General features: G+C 64.7%; 2 pseudogenes. Both read right to left on the minus strand.

What is annotated here, in order from left to right:
* Positions 1–191 (minus strand): annotated as a pseudogene (locus CDV44_RS28785) (sigma-54-dependent Fis family transcriptional regulator); the annotation flags it as partial.
* 121 nt (positions 192–312) lie between these two features.
* Positions 313–429: pseudogene (locus CDV44_RS28790) on the minus strand (sigma 54-interacting transcriptional regulator); the annotation flags it as partial.
* Between the last annotated feature and the right edge of the window lie 10 nt (positions 430–439).

Genomic DNA, 439 nt, shown 5'->3' on the forward strand with positions numbered 1-439 from the left:
ACGAGTTCGGGCGGCAGATCGTCCACACACAGCATATGGCCACTCATCACCGCACACGCGTAGCGCAGCGCTGCGCGTAGTTGACGCAGATTCCCCGGCCACGCATGCATGAGCAGACATGACAGGGCGTCGGGCGCCACGCGATCGAGCGCCTGATCGGGGCGCAGTCCCGGCCATTCGTCGCACAGCATGCGAGCGATCAGCTCGGGTTTGCGTCGCGCTCACGCAGCGTTGGCAGCGTGAGTACCCCCAGGCGATGCGGTAGTAAAGATCTTCGCGGAATGTGCCTTGCGCCACCGCGCTCGCGAGATCCTGATGCGTGGCGCAGATCAACTGCACATCGATGGGCACCGCGTGACTTGCCCCGAGCGGGGTAATCTCGCGCTCCGAGAGCACGCGTAGCAGCCGCGTTTGCAGCGCATACGGCATATCCCCGATC

The sequence above is a fragment of the Pandoraea sp. PE-S2R-1 genome (genome assembly GCF_002179865.1).
GTDB lineage: Bacteria > Pseudomonadota > Gammaproteobacteria > Burkholderiales > Burkholderiaceae > Pandoraea.